We start from the raw sequence: 14,030 nt of genomic DNA, 5'->3' as shown, positions 1-14,030 counted from the left end.
ACGTCAGCGGTTCACCGGAAGGTGTTGCACTGCGCCATGTCCCCGCTCCTGTAGCCCTGGTAGAACCACTGCTGCCGCTGCTGCGCCGAGCCGTGCGTCCATGACTCGGGCGTCACCCGGCCCTGGAACCGCTCCTGGATCCGGTCGTCGCCGACCGCCGCGGCGGCGTCCAGGCCGTCGCGGATGTCGGCGTCGGTCAGGTTCGTGATGAGCGGCCTGCCGGTCGACTCGTCGGGTGTCCGTGTGGCGTTGCGGGCCCAGACGCCCGCGTAGCAGTCGGCCTGCAACTCGACCTTGACCGCGTTGCTGTTCTGCCCGGTGCGCCCGTCCTGCGAGCGCTTCAGGGTGCCCATGAGGTTCTGTACGTGGTGCCCGTACTCGTGCGCCACCACGTACGCCTGGGCGAACGGCCCGCCGCTGGAGCCGAACTTGGTGCGCAGTTCGTCGAAGAAGCCGAGGTCCAGATAGACCTTGCGGTCGCCGGGGCAGTAGAAGGGCCCGACCGCCGAGGTCGCCGCGCCGCACGCCGTGGACACCTGGTGGGTGAAGAAGACGGTCGACGCGGGCGTGTAGGTGCCGCTCCTGCGCCGGAACTCCGGCCGCCAGTAGTCCTGCACGCTGTTGACCACCGCGACGATCCGGCAGTCGTCCTTGGTGTTGGCGTCCGATCCCGTACGGCAGTGCTGCTGCACCTGCGCCGCGCTGGAGACGGTGGTCGCGGGGGTGCCGGTGTCGTCGGACGAGAGCCCGAACTCGTTCGTGCCGAAGAACAGCCCGAAGAACAGCGCGATCAGTCCGGCGAGACCGCCCCCGATGGTCGCCTTCCCGCCCGGGACCCGGCTGCCCCGTACGTCCTGGACCTCCGAGGTGTCCAGATTCGCGTCGTCGTCGAACTGCATGCCGCACCGCTTTCTCGCCAGGAGCCGGGAATCGACCTTTTCATCCTGTTACGCGCCTCAGGTGCGGGCCCGATCCGGGGGCCGAACGGGGGAACGCGCGCCGTCGTGCACGCCGTGTCGTCACGCGCCGGGGTCCGTGCCGCGCGCCCCGCGGCTACGCTCTGCGCCGGATCCGTGGCCGAAGGTGACGGAGAGGGTGCAGAAGGGGGAGGGGCAGTGGCGGTCGTTCCGCTCGACGTGACCACGGAGGAGAGCCCCGCGCGGCCCGCTCACCCCGCCTCCCTCGCCCTGTTCACGCCACCGCCGCCCGCGCCGCGCCGCCGACTCCGCGCCGCCCTGCTCCTGCCGGTCGTCGGGGCCCTGCTCGCGCTCCCGCTGCTCGCCGCCGCCCACCAGACCCGCTCCGCCCCCTACGGCGACCACCTCACGCGGTACGCGCGCGCCGCCGTGGACCCCGCGGGGCCCGAGCCCCTGCTGCGTACGCGCGGCGGGGCGGTCGAGGCGTACGACGGCACCGCCGTCCACTGGCGGCACACCCGCGACGGACGGCGGCCGCTCGCCGTCCTCGCCGCTCCCGGACAGGCCCTCGCCCTCTGGAGCGACGGCCTGGTCACCGACACCGAACGAGCCGGGGCCCAGGGCGTGCGCTGGCACCGCGCCCTCCCGGACGCGGCGCCCTGGCTGCGCACGCCGGGGCGCGCGGCGGCGCGGGAGTCCTCCAGCCGCTGGACCCCGAGGCCCGGATGATCGCGGTGGTGACGCCCCGGCGCATCGCCGCCTACCGCACGGCGGACGGCGACCTGCGCTGGGTGCTGCCCGCGCGCGCGGGCTGCGCCTTCGCACCGGCCGACTACGTACGACGGGGAAAAGCGGTGCTCATCGCGCAGCCCTGCACGGAGTCCTCCGTGCCGTGGACCGAGCGGATCGTGGCCGTGGACAGCCTCGGCCGGATCGTTCCCCGCCGCACGCCCCTGGGCAACGAGCTGCCCGCGTCCCGGCACCCGGGACGCGGGGGAAATCCGTTTGCATCCCACCGTTAAACTGGCTCGTATGACGTTTCTTCTCTGGGTGCATTAGCGGCGCCGACCGGCCCTCGCCCTGGCCCTTGCTCGTCAGTAAGCCGTTAATCCTGTCCTGGAGTCTTCGTGATCACCGCATCCGGCATCGAACTGCGCGCCGGCGCCCGCATCCTCATCGAGAACGCCACCTTCCGTGTCGCCAAGGGCGACCGCATCGGCCTCGTCGGCCGCAACGGCGCCGGCAAGACGACGCTGACCAAGTGCCTGGCCGGTGAGGGCGTCCCGGCCGGCGGCACCATCAGCCGCTCCGGCGAGGTCGGCTACCTCCCGCAGGACCCGCGCACCGGCGACCTGGACGTGCTGGCCCGCGACCGTATCCTCTCCGCCCGCGGCCTGGACACCCTGATCCGCAAGATGCGCGAGAACGAGCAGCGCATCGCGAACGGCACGGGCGCCACGCAGACCAAGGCCCTCAAGCAGTACGAGCGCCAGGAGACGGAGTTCCTCACCAAGGGCGGGTACGCCGCCGAGGCCGAGGCCGCCACCATCGCCGCCGCGCTGAACCTCCCCGACCGTGTGCTCGGCCAGCCCCTGCACACGCTCTCCGGTGGTCAGCGCCGCCGTATCGAGCTGGCCCGGATCCTCTTCTCCGACGCGGACACGCTGCTGCTCGACGAGCCCACGAACCACCTGGACGCGGACTCGATCGTCTGGCTGCGCGACTACCTGAAGACGTACAGCGGCGGCTTCATCGTGATCTCCCACGACGTCGACCTGGTCGAGACGGTCGTCAACAAGGTGTTCTACCTGGACGCCAACCGCTCGCAGATCGACGTCTACAACATGGGCTGGAAGCTCTACCAGCAGCAGCGCGAGGCCGACGAGAAGCGCCGCAAGCGCGAGCGGCAGAACGCCGAGAAGAAGGCCGCCTCGCTCAACGCGCAGGCCGACAAGATGCGCGCCAAGGCGACGAAGACGGTCGCCGCGCAGAACATGGCCAAGCGCGCCGACAAGCTCCTCGCGGGCCTGGAGGCGGTGCGCCAGAGCGACAAGGTCGCCAAGCTGCGCTTCCCCGAGCCCGCCCCCTGCGGCAAGACCCCGCTGATGGCCGAGGGCCTGTCGAAGTCGTACGGCTCCCTGGAGATCTTCACCGACGTCGACCTGGCCATCGACAAGGGCTCGCGCGTCGTCATCCTCGGTCTCAACGGCGCGGGCAAGACGACCCTGCTGAGGCTCCTGGCCGGCACCGAGCAGCCCGACACCGGCGAGGTCGTGCCGGGCCACGGCCTCAAGCTCGGCTACTACGCCCAGGAGCACGAGACCCTCGACCCCGAGCGCACGGTCCTGGAGAACATGCGCTCCGCGGCCCCCGACCTCGACCTGGTCGAGGTCCGCAAGACGCTCGGCTCGTTCCTGTTCTCCGGCGACGACGTCGACAAGCCGGCCGGGGTCCTCTCCGGTGGCGAGAAGACCCGTCTCGCGCTCGCGACCCTCGTGGTCTCCTCCGCGAACGTCCTCCTCCTCGACGAGCCCACGAACAACCTCGACCCGGCCAGCCGCGAGGAGATCCTCGGCGCGCTGCGCACCTACAAGGGCGCCGTCGTCCTCGTCACGCACGACGAGGGCGCCGTCGACGCGCTCCAGCCGGAGCGGATCATCCTGCTCCCGGACGGTGTCGAGGACCTGTGGGGCCAGGGGTACGCGGACCTCGTCGCCCTCGCCTGACCCCGGGACGGCCGTCCCGGGGCGTCAGCACGGCTTGATCGAATGACTGATCCACTCCGTATGGATCATTCGGCCGATCCGTGATCCTTCATCTGAGTGAGATCGCCTCGTACCGCGGTGTGTCCTACACGCATCCGGCGGCACCCCGGGCGCCACAGCCCTTGTGGCGCCTGGGGAGTCGCTGACCTGCCGGTTCTTTCACGGGGGCCTTTCCCCTGGTCGGGAAAGGTCACCGGAATCCTTAATTCCACTCGTGTGGATCGCCTTCCCGTCCGGAATTCCCGGCCTACGGACCTTGCCGAATGGGTGGCCAGGAAGCCCGCAAGGGGTGATCATGGGAAATCCAGAGCGCACTTCCCATGAGGAGGCACGGGTGGCCGAGACTCTGAAGAAGGGCAGCCGGGTAACCGGCGCCGCGCGCGACAAGCTCGCGGCAGACCTGAAGAAGAAGTACGACTCCGGTGCGAGCATCCGGGCGCTGGCCGAGGAGACCGGCCGCTCGTATGGCTTCGTCCACCGGATGCTCAGCGAGTCCGGGGTCACGCTGCGAGGTCGCGGCGGGGCCACGCGAGGCAAGAAGGCCGCGGCGAGCTGACGCTCTCCACGGCTCGTTCTGCTCACTGGCTCCGGCGGTGACCACCCGGTCGGTTCTCTGATCGGCCGGGTGGTTACTGTGCAGTCACTTACGCTCGTGCGTTGCGTACGACTGCGCAGACCCGGAGGTCCAGATGACCATGCCCGCACCGCTGCTCGACCAGGACGGTGTCCGGCTCACCGTTGACGACGCGATCGCCACGGTGACCCTGACCCATCCGGACAAGCGCAACGCCCAAAGTCCCGCGCTGTGGCGGGCGTTGACCGAGGCCGGACGTATCCTGCCGGGTTCTGTGCGGGTGGTCGTGCTGCGCGGCGAGGGCAAGTCCTTCTCCGCCGGCCTGGACCGTCAGGCGTTCACGCCCGAAGGGTTCGACGGCGAGCCGTCCTTCATCGACCTGGCACGCGGCTCCGACGACGTCCTCGACGCGACGATCGCCGAGTACCAGAACGGTTTCACCTGGCTGCGGCGCAGCGACATCCTGTCGGTCGCCGCTGTCCAGGGTCATGCGATCGGCGCCGGTTTCCAGCTCGCCCTCGCCTGTGACCTGCGCGTCGTCGCCGACGACGTGCAGTTCTCCATGCGCGAGACCAGCCTGGGCCTGGTGCCGGACCTGACGGGCACGCACCCGCTCGTCTCCCTGGTCGGCTACGCGCGCGCCCTGGAGATCTGCGTCACCGGGCGCTACATCCACGCCGACGAGGCCGTCGCCAGTGGCCTCGCCAATGTGTCCGTGCCCGCCGAGCAGTTGGACGCCGCGACGCAGGACCTGGTCGCGGCGCTCGTCGCCGCGCCCCGGGACGCCGTCATCGAGACGAAGGCGCTGCTCCAGGGCGTGAGCGGCCGCACGCTCGACGAGCAGCGCACGGCCGAACGCGCCGCGCAGGGCCGCCGGCTGCGGGACCTCGCGGGCATCGGCGACTGACCCCCACCCGTTCGGCCCACGCCGTTCCCCCCGACGGACTCTGTCGCCGGTACCTACTGCGTGACCAGGACCGCGACCGTAGGGCCGTCGGGGAGCGCCGTCGTCACCGCCTCCCGGACGGCCCGCGTCACGTCCAGGGCGCGCGCCTCCGGCGCCACCGAGAGCTCCACCCGTACATGACGGCTCGGCAGGGACACGGCCGCCTCGGGGGAGCGGGACTCGATGTGCACCGCGCGGCCGAGACCGCCGAGGGACCCGGTCAGCCGGGTCACCCCGGGTACGGCGAGCGCCGCCTCGGCGGCCCGGCCCGCGTCGCCCTCACCGGGTCCCTTGTCCTCAGAGGCTCCCGGCTCTCCCGGCTCCGGCGGTGACGCATCCGCCGGCGCCGACCGCGCCGCGTCGTCGTCGAGCAGCGCCGTGACCTGCAGATCCACCTCCGCGATCACCAGGCCGAGCCCCTCGTCCGCCGCCCGCGCGAGCGCCTCCCGCAGCCGCCCGGCGGCCGACGGCAGCGGTTCCTCCGCCGCCGCCGCGCACTGCGCCACGATCCGCAGCGGCCCCGGCGGCAGCGCGCTCGGCGGCGCGGGCACCGTGGACTCGCCCGCGTGCTCCGGGTCCGCCAGCTCCAGGCGCAGCGAACCCAGGCGCACGCCACGCACCTGAGACACCGCCCGGGTCAGCGCCGCGCGCGCCGCGGGCTCCGTGATCCACGCTCCGTCACCCGGTCCGCCCAACGGCAGCAACCTGCCGAGTCCGAGCTGTTGCCGTACTGCCTGTCCCCATCGGTCAACCGTCATGGCCCCAGGCTGCCCCATCCCGAGCGCGGTCCTGGGTAACCGCACTTACTGTGGGCAAAAGAATGCAACACCCCATCTCACAGACAGAGGGGACAGCCCGATGAGTGACACCTCGCAGAAGCCGGGTGAGACGCCCGGAACCCCGACCGTGGCCCCCACCGGGAAGACCGGTGTGACCAAGCGCGGCGGGGGAGACCCCGGGAGCCGCGGGCGCACCACCATCGCCGACGGTGTGGTCGAGAAGATCGCCGGCCTCGCGGCCCGCGACGTGGTCGGTGTGCACGCGATGGGCAGCGGCCTGTCGCGCACGTTCGGCGCAGTCCGCGACCGGGTGCCGGGCGGCACCAAGTCCGTGTCGCGCGGCGTGAAGGCCGAGGTCGGCGAGGTACAGACGGCGCTCGACCTGGAGATCGTCGTCGAGTACGGCGTGTCGATCGGCGACACCACGCGTGCCGTACGGGAGAACGTGATCGCGGCCGTGGAGCGTATGACCGGACTCGAGGTCGTCGAGGTGAACATCGCCGTCAGCGACGTGAAGCTGCCGGACGAGGAGGACGACGAGCCGGAGTCACGGCTTCAATGACCACCGGGCCCGCAACGGACAGACGTAGGAGGAGCACACGATGAATCTGGCCGTGATCGGCATGATCGCCGGCATGGCTCTCGGGTTCGCCGGATATTTCGGCGGCTTCGGGGCCTTCCTGCTGGTGGCGGCGCTGGGCGCCATCGGCTTCGTCGCGGGCCGGTTTCTCGAGGGAGACCTGGAACCCGGCGAGTTCTTCCGTTCGCGCGGCGATCGGCGGCGGTGACCGATGGCGACACAGGTCGCGCCCGCCGAGCGCGGCGCGACCCGGATCGCCGACCGGGTCGTCGCGAAGATCGCCGCGTACGCGGCACGTGAGGCGCTGGACACCGTCCCCGAGGACGGCGCACCACCACACGCCACCGTCTCCGTGCACCACGACACGGCGCGCGTCCGGATCAGCCTGGAGCTCGACTATCCGGCGGACATCGGCGCGCAGTGCGGCCTGGTGCGTCGTCAGGTCGCCGAGCGGGTAAGGGCGTTGGCGGGAATGGAGGTGCCGGAGGTGGCCGTCCAGGTGGAGCGGCTGCACTCGGCCCAGACGCGCGGTACGGACCGGGGAAGGATCCGATGAGCGAGCCCACCCAACGCCTGCCCGTCGTCGAGCGCGGGCAGAGCGACCTCGGTGACCAGTCGGCGTCCGCGGCGGCGTACGAACCGCACCCCACCCTGGCCGGTGAGGAGAAGCCCGCCCGCTTCTGGTCGGCCCGGCGGATCCCCGCGGCCCTCGTCGCGCTGGTGCTGCTCGGTGCCGCCGGGCTGCTCCTCTACGACATCGCCGCGGTGCGCGCCGGACACGACTCCATGCAGTGGCGCCGCTCGCTCGCCGACGAACTGGCGACGCGGCCCCTCGACGACACCGCCGTCCTGATCGGCGCGGGCGTCGCCGTCGCGCTCGGCCTCTGGCTGCTCGTCCTCGCGGTGACACCGGGCCTGCGCGCGCTCCTGCCCATGCGCCGCACCCACGCCGACGTCCGGGCCGGCCTGCACCGGGACGCCGCCGCCATGGTGCTGCGCGACCGCGCCATGGAGGTGGCGGGCGTGCAGTCCGTACGCGTCCGCATGAAGCGCTCCAAGGTGGACGTGCGGGCCCTGGCGCACTTCCGTGAACTCGACGACGTACGGGCCGACTTGGACACCACGCTGGGCGACGGCATCAAGGAGCTGGGGCTCGGTACCGCACCCGGGCTCTCGGTGCGGGTGGCGCGGCCCGGCAAGAAGGGATGAGCGGCGTGCGCAAGACCGTGAACCGGATCGTGCTCGGCCTCCTGGGCCTCGTCCTGATCCTCGGCGGCGGCTCGGTCCTCGCCGTCGGGCTCGGTGTGGACCCGCCGTCCTGGTGGATCTACGACGACCGGCACGACGTGCTGCTCAGCGAGGCGGACCGGGAGCGGTGGCACGACGACGGCTGGTGGTGGCCGACGGTCATCGCCGTCCTGGCCGTCGTCGTCCTGCTCGCCCTGTGGTGGCTGGTGGCGCAGTTCAGGCGGCGCAGGCTCACCGAGGTCCTCGTCGACACCGGCGACGGCGAGGGCGCGCTGCTGCGCGGCCGCGCCCTGGAGAGTGTGCTGGTGAGCGGCGCCGAATCGCTGGACGGCGTGGACCGCGCCGCCGTCGCCCTGACCGGCCGCCGCGCGTCCCCGAGGCCCGCGTGCACCTCACCCTGGAGCCCCACGCGGCCCCCGGCCAGGCCCTGACGCTGCTCAGCGACGACGCGCTGGCCCAGGCGCGGGACTCGGCGGGTCTTGCGTCGCTCCCGGCGGAGGTCCGGCTCCGGGCGGTCAAGCACCGCGCGGAGAGGGTGAGTTGAGCGACCCGAGACACTCAGGGGTGGAGGGCACGGGACCCGGTCCCGTGCCCTCCACCCTGAGGCGGGGCCCGTCAGAAACCGTGCCGGTAACCGCCGTCCACCGGCAGCATGACGCCGGTCAGATACGAAGCGGCCGGCGACAGGAAGAACGCGGCGGCCCTGCCGAACTCCGCCGGGGTCCCGTACCGCCGCAGCGGGATCCGGGACTCGTTCGCGGCCCGGGTGGCCTCCGGGTCGGCCGAGTACCCGTCCAGCTCACGCACGCGGTCCGTGTCGATGCGCGCCGGCAGCAGCCCCACGACCCGGATCCCGCGCGGACCCAGTTCGTCCGCGAGCGACTTGGCGAACCCGGCGAGGCCCGGCCGCAGCCCGTTCGAGATGGTCAGCCCGGGGATCGGCTCATGCACCGAACCGGAGAGCACGAACCCGATGACCCCGCCCTCGCCCAGCTCGCCGGCGGCGGTCCGCGCGAGCCGCACCGCCCCGAGGAACACCGACTCGAACGCCGACTGCCACTGCTCGTCCGTGTTGTCCGCGACAAACCCCGGCGCGGGCCCGCCCACGCTGATCAGCACCCCGTCGAAGCCGCCGAACTGCTCGCGCGCGACACCGATGAGCCGCTCCGCCACCTGCGGGTCCGCGTTGTCGGCCGCGACGCCGAACGCGTTCGGGCCGAGCTCGGCCGCCGCGTCCTTCACCTTCTGCTCGTCGCGCCCGGTGATGACGACCTTCGCCCCGTCGGCGACCAGCTCACGCGCGGCGGCGTTGCCGAGGCCCCGGGTGGCGCCGGTGACTACGTACACACGGTCCTTCAGTCCAAGATCCATGGCTCCTATCCTGCCTCTCCGTCCTGCGCGGTGCCGAACAGGGTCAGCGCGGTGCCGACCAGGCCGATGTGGCTGAACGCCTGCGGGAAGTTGCCGAGGTGGCAGTCGGCCACGGGGTCGTACTCCTCGGCGAGCAGCCCCACGTCGTTGCCGAGCGCCACGAGCCGCTCGAACAGCGCGCGCGCCTCCTTCGTACGGCCCGTCATGTGCAGCGCGTCCGCCAGCCAGAACGAGCAGACGAGGAACGTGCTCTCGCGCCCGGGAAGTCCGTCGACGACGGTCGCGTCCGAGCTGTAGCGCCGCAACAGGCCGTGGTGCGACAGCTCGGCGCGCACCGCGTCGACCGTGCCGACGACCCGAGGGTCGTCCGGCGGCAGGAAGCCGACGCGCGGGATGAGCAGCAGTGAGGCGTCGAGTTCGGAGGATCCGTAGAACTGGGTGAACGTGCCGCGCTCCTCGTCGTAGCCGTACTCGCACACATCGCGGTGGATGGCGTCCCGCAACTTGCGCAGCCGGTCGATGTCGCCGGGCAGCCGCGGGTCGTCCTCCATGGCCCGCACGGTCCGGTCGGCGGCGACCCAGGCCATCACCTTGGAATGGACGAAGTGCCGACGCGGCCCGCGCACCTCCCACAGGCCCTCGTCCGGCTGGCGCCACGCCTCGTGCAGGAAGTCGAGCAGCGCCAGCTGCACCTGCCAGGCGTGGGGCTGGGACGTGAGCCCGGCGCGCCGCGCCAGCGCGAGGGAGTCGACGACCTCCCCGTACACATCGAGCTGCAGCTGGTGCACGGCGTCGTTCCCGGTGCGTACGGGACGGGAGTCGTGAAAGCCGTCCAGCCACGGCAGCTCGAACTCGGGCAGCCGCCGCTCGCCCGAGAGCCCGTACATGATCTGGAGGTCGGCGGGGTCACCGGCCGCCGCGCGCAGCAGCCAGTCGCGCCACGCCTGCGCCTCCTCCAGGTATCCGGCCGACACCAGGGCGCCCAGGGTGAGCGTGGAGTCGCGCAGCCAGCAGTACCGGTAGTCCCAGTTCCGTACGCCGCCGATCTCTTCCGGGAGCGACGTGGTCGGGGCCGCCACGATGCCTCCGGTCGGCGTGAAGGTGAGCGCCTTGAGGGTGAGCAGGGAGCGGAGCACGGCCTCCTTGTGCGGGCCGTCGTACCGGCAGCGGTCGGACCACGCGCGCCAGTCCTCCACGCTGTGCCGCAGCGACTCGTACGGGTCGACGAGCGGCGGGCGCTCCTCGTGCGAGGGGTGCCAGGTCAGCACGAAGGCGACCCGCTCACCCTCCTCGACGGTGAACTCCGAGTGGGTGCAGAACGACTCGCCCCAGGTGGGCACCTCGGGCTCGCTGCGCAGCCACGCCGAGTCCGGGCCCGCGACGGCCACCCGGTGCCCGTCGACCCGGCGCATCCACGGCACGACGGACCCGTAGTCGAAGCGCAGCCGCAGCGCGCCGCGCATCGTGACGCGTCCGCTCAGCCCTTCGACGATGCGGACGACGTCCGGCGCCCGGTCGCGCTGCGGCATGAAGTCGGTGACACGGACGCTGCCCTCGTCGGTGTCCCACTCGGTGTCGAGCACGAGCGTGCCGGGGCGGTACGCGCGCCGGGTGCACTCACCGGGGCGTCGTGACGGTCCTGGGTTCTTCGGGGCGAGCCGCCAGTGCCCGTTCTCGTCGTCACCGAGCAGCGCGCCGAAACAGGCGGGGGAGTCGAAGTGGGGCAGACAGAGCCAGTCCACCGAACCGTCCCGCCCGACCAGGGCCGCGGTCTGTTGGTCGCCGATGAGGGCGTAGTCCTCTATACGTGGATGCACGTCTCACGTGTGCCCCGCCAGAGGCCGGGGGCTGCATCGAAACCGCGCCGGGTGTCATCCCACCGCGGCGGGCACCTCGTCCACGGGCTCCGCCTCGGCCCGGCGGCGCCGGTCCCGCAGCTCACGCCGGAGCAGGATGATCCAGCCGACCGGCACGGCCGCGGCGAACAGCCACCACTGATAGGCGTACGCGAAGTTCAGCGCGGAGTCCTCCTTGCCGGGCCTGCCGACCAGCTCGGGGCTGTCGCCCTTGGGTTCGGGGGCGGTCTGCGCGATGTAGCCGCCGAGGACCTCCTCGCCGAGCCGCTTCGCCTCCTGCGCGCTGTTGATCAGCATGATCTGCCGGTCGGGCAGGCCCTTGAGGTCCTTGATGCCGCTCGCCTCGGTCGTCTCGTCGGGCATCAGGCGGCCGGTGACGGTGATCTCGCCGCGCGGCGGCGCGGGGATCTTCGGGAAGGCGGTCTGGCTCGGGCCGTTCGCGGGGATCCAGCCCCGGTTGACCAGCAGGACCTTGCCGCTGGTCAGGACGAACGGGGTCAGGACGTGATAGCCGACCTCGTCGTCGGAGTTGGTGCGGCGGCGGACGACGACCTCGTCGTCGGTGTCGAAGTGCCCCTTCGCCGTCACGGCGCGGTACCGCTCGTCGCGGGTGACCGTGTGCCCGGCGGAGTCCATGCCCTGCACGGGCACGGGCTTCGCGGACAGTGCGTCGGTGACCAGCTGGTTCCGGGCGGAGCGCTCGTCGTAGCGGTGCATCTGCCAGATGCCCAGCCGGATCATCGTGGGGATGAGGAGAAGAGCGACCAGGGTGAGGATCACCCACTGCCGGGTCAACAGGAAGCGGTACACCCCATGACCGTACAACCGGGCCATGGGGTGCCATGAGGGGGGTACCGCTGAGCTTGTCGGGGCTTGTCGGGGCTTGTCCGTGCGGGGGGAGGCTCGGCGGAGCCGGTCAGACCTTGTCGACGATGCCCACCTTCCCCTCCGCGCGGGAGCAGTGCGCCCCGCAGAACCAGTGCCCGTCCACCTCGACGCCCTGCCCGATGATGCGGCACCGACAGTGCTCGCAGATCGGCGCCATGCGGTGGATGGCGCAGGAGAAGCAGTCGAAGACGTGCACCGCGCCCTGCGCGTGCACCTCGAAGGACATGCCGTAGTCGTTTCCGCAGACCTCGCAACGTGCCATGCGCCACAGGGTGAGCGCCGCGGCTCCGCCAGGCGAGCGGGCGCGGGGCGAGTCGCCCCGCAATCACCCGTCTGTCGGTCGGCTCAGCCCTGGTCCGCCGGGGCCACGTCCCGCAGCAGCTGTCCGAACGCCGCCTCGTCCACGACCGGCGTCCCGAACTGCTTGGCCTTCACGACCTTCGACGTGTACGAGTCCGGGTCATTGGTCACCAGGAGGCTGGTCAGCCGCGACAGGCTCGTCGCCACATGGAGGCCCGCCTCGACCGCCCGGTCCTCCAGGAGCTCCCGCTCGACCGACGTGTCCCCGGAGAACGCGACGCGCATGCCCTGCTTGAGCGGCTTGTCGGGTTCGTAGCGGCCCGGGTTCGGATACGGGCACGCCGGCCGCTTGCGCGAGGGCCGCCAGCTGCCCGCGCCACCGCCACCGCCGCCCCGGTACGAGGACTGCGGCTGGCGCGGCACCGCCGGGTCGGACCACTCCGTGAGCGGCCGGCACTCCAGGAGCGGCAGCCGCACACCTCCGGCGGCGGCCGCCCGCAGGCTCGGCCGGAACGCCTCCGCGAGCACGCGCGCGTCGTCGAGCGCGTGGTGCGCGCGCTCCTGTACGACACCGAAGTGCGCGGCCAGCGACTCCAGCTTGTGGTTGGGCAGCGGCAGCCCGAGCTCCTTGGAGAGCGCGATGGTGCACAGCCGCTGCCGCACGGGGGCGGTGCGCTGCGCCCGCGCGTACTCGCGGGAGATCATCGACCAGTCGAAGACCGCGTTGTGCGCGACGAGGACGCGGCCGTCGAGCCGCGTCGCGAACTCCTCGGCGATGTCCGAGAACAGCGGCGCCCCGTCGAGGACGTCCGTCGTCAGACCGTGGATCCACACCGGGCCCGGATCGCGCTCCGGGTTGACGAGCGTGTACCAGTGGTCCTCGACGTCGCCCCGGGCGTCCAGGCGGTAGACGGCAGCGGAGATTATCCGGTCGTCCCTGGAGAGGCCGGTGGTCTCCACGTCGACGACCGCGTATCCCTGCGGATACGCGGCCGGCCAGGGGGCTGCGGACGCTGCGGTCGGGCGGTCTTCGAGCATGGTCCCTGAGGATACGGGCCCGCACTGACACTCCGGTCGCCGCCTGCCCCGTGGGCCACCCCTCAGGAGCAACTGCCGGGCTCCAGGAGCGACTTCACCAGGGCCCGTACGGAGGTGAGGAACAGCCGGTCCTGATCGACGGGCCGGGAGAGGGAGCGGGCCAGGGCCGCGTCGTCCTCCGCGAGGGCCGTGTCCCACAGCTCCTCCTCGCCGGGGCGCTGCACCGGCGCGCGTTCACGATTCCGCTCGACAAGGACATATCCGACAACCTGGAACTGCACGGCCCGCACCGCGTCGGCGGCGCCCGCGCCCCGCAGGCCCGCCGCGTGCACCTCGCGCACCAGGGCCTGTTGGGCGGGCAGGAACATGCGCTCGGTGAGGCCGCGCTCATGGACCATCGCGACCAGGTGAGGATGGTCACGCAACTGGCGGCGCAGGGTGCGGGCGACGGAGACGACGCGCTCGGCCGGGGTGGCACCGCGCGGCCGGATCCCGCCGAGGTCGGCGACCGTGCGCTCCACGAGGGCGTCGAGCAGCGACTCGCGGTTGCCGACGTGCCAGTAGATCGACGTGACGGCCGTGCCCAGTTCGGCCGCGAGTTTGCGCATGGTCAGCGCCTCGGGGCCGTCCCGCTTGACCAGGTCCGCGGCGACGACGAGCACCTCGTCCCGGGTGAGTGGTGCGCGTGCCATCCTGCGCCCTCCCTCGACTCCCGTACGTGCACGTGTCTTTACCCTTCATCGGCGTCGGTGTAACTGTGTTACAGGC

General features: G+C 72.0%; 17 protein-coding genes and 1 pseudogene. 10 read left to right on the top strand and 8 right to left on the bottom strand.

The window, feature by feature from the left end:
- Window positions 1-11 precede the first annotated feature (11 nt).
- Entirely contained in the window at window positions 12-899 is an 888-nt protein-coding gene (gene ypfJ / locus V2W30_RS09125) for a KPN_02809 family neutral zinc metallopeptidase (protein WP_338695150.1), read from the bottom strand.
- Between the two features lie 216 nt (window positions 900-1,115).
- On the opposite strand from ypfJ, the gene V2W30_RS09120 reads away from it, so the two are divergent.
- The 5 genes from V2W30_RS09120 (at window position 1,116) to V2W30_RS09100 (ending at window position 5,163) form a co-directional block, all read left to right on the top strand.
- The gene (locus V2W30_RS09120; RefSeq protein ID WP_338695148.1) at window positions 1,116-1,646 is read left to right on the top strand and encodes a hypothetical protein; all 531 of its coding nucleotides are present in this window, start codon (window positions 1,116-1,118) and stop codon (window positions 1,644-1,646) included.
- Window positions 1,647-1,654: 8 nt separating this feature from the next.
- Entirely contained in the window at window positions 1,655-1,939 is a 285-nt protein-coding gene (locus V2W30_RS09115; protein WP_338695146.1) for a hypothetical protein, read from the top strand.
- A gap of 105 nt (window positions 1,940-2,044) precedes the next feature.
- Window positions 2,045-3,643 carry a ribosomal protection-like ABC-F family protein gene (gene abc-f, locus V2W30_RS09110; protein WP_338695144.1) on the top strand — a complete coding sequence of 533 codons (1,599 nt, stop codon included), beginning with the start codon at window positions 2,045-2,047 and terminating at the stop codon, window positions 3,641-3,643.
- A gap of 373 nt (window positions 3,644-4,016) precedes the next feature.
- Window positions 4,017-4,238, top strand: a complete 222-nt coding sequence (locus V2W30_RS09105; protein WP_018533414.1) for a helix-turn-helix domain-containing protein — start codon at window positions 4,017-4,019, stop codon at window positions 4,236-4,238.
- Window positions 4,239-4,371: 133 nt separating this feature from the next.
- Window positions 4,372-5,163, top strand: a complete 792-nt coding sequence (locus V2W30_RS09100; protein WP_338695138.1) for an enoyl-CoA hydratase/isomerase family protein — start codon at window positions 4,372-4,374, stop codon at window positions 5,161-5,163.
- 53 nt (window positions 5,164-5,216) lie between these two features.
- Here V2W30_RS09100 and V2W30_RS09095 read toward each other — a convergent pair whose 3' ends face one another.
- Window positions 5,217-5,960 (bottom strand): nucleopolyhedrovirus P10 family protein, encoded by a 744-nt coding sequence (locus V2W30_RS09095; RefSeq protein WP_338695136.1) that lies wholly within the window; start codon window positions 5,958-5,960, stop codon window positions 5,217-5,219.
- A 100-nt stretch (window positions 5,961-6,060) separates the two neighbouring features.
- Here V2W30_RS09095 and V2W30_RS09090 point away from each other — a divergent pair, with 100 nt between their 5' ends.
- The 5 genes and pseudogenes from V2W30_RS09090 (at window position 6,061) to amaP (ending at window position 8,353) form a co-directional block, all read left to right on the top strand.
- Window positions 6,061-6,543 carry an Asp23/Gls24 family envelope stress response protein gene (locus V2W30_RS09090; RefSeq protein WP_338695134.1) on the top strand — a complete coding sequence of 161 codons (483 nt, stop codon included), beginning with the start codon at window positions 6,061-6,063 and terminating at the stop codon, window positions 6,541-6,543.
- A gap of 40 nt (window positions 6,544-6,583) precedes the next feature.
- The gene (locus tag V2W30_RS09085) at window positions 6,584-6,769 is read left to right on the top strand and encodes a hypothetical protein (RefSeq protein WP_338695133.1); all 186 of its coding nucleotides are present in this window, start codon (window positions 6,584-6,586) and stop codon (window positions 6,767-6,769) included.
- A gap of 3 nt (window positions 6,770-6,772) precedes the next feature.
- On the top strand, window positions 6,773-7,117 hold the full coding sequence (locus V2W30_RS09080) for a hypothetical protein (RefSeq protein ID WP_338695131.1): 345 nt from the start codon (window positions 6,773-6,775) through the stop codon (window positions 7,115-7,117).
- On the top strand, window positions 7,114-7,770 hold the full coding sequence (locus V2W30_RS09075) for a DUF6286 domain-containing protein (protein WP_338695129.1): 657 nt from the start codon (window positions 7,114-7,116) through the stop codon (window positions 7,768-7,770). The genes V2W30_RS09080 and V2W30_RS09075 overlap by 4 nt, the downstream gene beginning before the upstream one ends.
- Window positions 7,767-8,353: pseudogene (gene amaP / locus V2W30_RS09070) on the top strand (alkaline shock response membrane anchor protein AmaP). Before V2W30_RS09075 ends, amaP begins: the two are co-directional and overlap by 4 nt.
- Before the next feature lie 71 nt (window positions 8,354-8,424).
- Here the strand turns inward: amaP and V2W30_RS09065 are convergent.
- The 6 genes from V2W30_RS09065 to V2W30_RS09040 all read right to left on the bottom strand — a co-directional run bounded on the left by V2W30_RS09065 (window position 8,425) and on the right by V2W30_RS09040 (window position 13,954).
- A complete protein-coding gene (locus V2W30_RS09065; RefSeq protein ID WP_338695127.1) occupies window positions 8,425-9,180 on the bottom strand; it encodes an SDR family oxidoreductase in 756 nt (251 codons plus the stop codon).
- Window positions 9,181-9,185: 5 nt separating this feature from the next.
- On the bottom strand, window positions 9,186-10,997 hold the full coding sequence (locus tag V2W30_RS09060) for a glycoside hydrolase family 15 protein (RefSeq protein ID WP_338695125.1): 1,812 nt from the start codon (window positions 10,995-10,997) through the stop codon (window positions 9,186-9,188).
- Between the two features lie 54 nt (window positions 10,998-11,051).
- Window positions 11,052-11,846 (bottom strand): SURF1 family protein, encoded by a 795-nt coding sequence (locus V2W30_RS09055; protein ID WP_338695124.1) that lies wholly within the window; start codon window positions 11,844-11,846, stop codon window positions 11,052-11,054.
- A gap of 106 nt (window positions 11,847-11,952) precedes the next feature.
- A complete protein-coding gene (locus V2W30_RS09050; protein ID WP_255966985.1) occupies window positions 11,953-12,186 on the bottom strand; it encodes a hypothetical protein in 234 nt (77 codons plus the stop codon).
- A gap of 83 nt (window positions 12,187-12,269) precedes the next feature.
- Window positions 12,270-13,262: a DEDDh family exonuclease gene (locus V2W30_RS09045; RefSeq protein WP_338695120.1), complete on the bottom strand. Its 993-nt coding sequence runs from the start codon at window positions 13,260-13,262 to the stop codon at window positions 12,270-12,272.
- Window positions 13,263-13,324: 62 nt separating this feature from the next.
- Complete coding sequence (locus V2W30_RS09040) at window positions 13,325-13,954, bottom strand: TetR/AcrR family transcriptional regulator (protein WP_338695118.1); 630 nt, start codon at window positions 13,952-13,954, stop codon at window positions 13,325-13,327.
- Window positions 13,955-14,030: the final 76 nt, after the last annotated feature.

Origin of the sequence: Streptomyces sp. Q6 (genome assembly GCF_036967205.1) — a bacterium.
Taxonomy (GTDB): Bacteria; Actinomycetota; Actinomycetes; order Streptomycetales; family Streptomycetaceae; genus Streptomyces; species Streptomyces citrinus.
Note: the sequence above shows the minus strand (reverse complement) of the source record. Positions and strands in the feature narration are given on the sequence as shown.